This window comes from Bacillus glycinifermentans (assembly GCF_001042475.2).
Lineage (GTDB): Bacteria > Bacillota > Bacilli > Bacillales > Bacillaceae > Bacillus > Bacillus glycinifermentans.
The window spans coordinates 1-776 of the sequence record NZ_LECW02000044.1; the positions used below are offsets into that span (position 1 = coordinate 1).

Sequence of the window (776 nt, forward strand, 5' to 3'; positions counted from 1 at the left end):
CGATGATAGATGAAAAGCCACCTATTGGGGTGAAACCGAGATTCATTCATGATGAACAAAGGGCAGAAGAATTAAGTGGCGCTATCATGAGATATATACAAGCTAATAAGAGTATACCTACTGAATGGCTGGAAGAATACAATGAATTAGTAGGAAATGAAAATTAACATAGATGATAAAAAAAGACGCTTTCCCAAATGGGAGGGCGTTTTTTATTTGAGGGAGGGATTGACCTATGAGCTTTGAATTGAACTTGGCGCATATGAGCATTTCAGACTTGTTGGAAAAGGCAGCAGAAAAGAATGAGTTTATTTTTGTAAGACAGGGACAAAGGCGCCTCGGTAAAACAACTGCACTATTAGAGTTTGCGAGAAAGAATAATTATCCTGTCCTGACAAAAAGAGAGGTAGCGAGATGTTACCAGGTAGAACATCCGGACCTTAATATTATTGGATATGTAGACGGATCAGAAGTCGATGGGCTTTATAATGTCGTTTGTGATGAAGGCATACCAAAGGATGCTGTTAAAAGGCTTCATAAGCTTGGTGTGCTGTTAACAGGATTTGTGAGGGAAGAACCAGATTCATTCTCTGCTGTGAGAGAAGATGTGAATTATGTTGGCCACAAATATGGGGGAACTGTACTTCTCGATGGAGAGGCTATTCCAAAAGGCGATTTAAATAGTCTGGAAGCAGAACCGCTGAATAAGCCACCTTTGCTACAAATTGAGCTTGAGGATATTGATTCGATCCCGCACGTTTTCTATAAAGGCGAAA

General features: G+C 40.1%; 1 protein-coding gene. It reads left to right on the forward strand.

Going from position 1 to position 776, the window contains the following annotated elements; all coding sequences use genetic code 11:
- Positions 1-235: 235 nt before the first annotated feature.
- Positions 236-776 (forward strand): hypothetical protein (locus tag AB447_RS19465; RefSeq protein ID WP_057957718.1); only part of this gene is annotated, 541 nt, incomplete at its 3' end.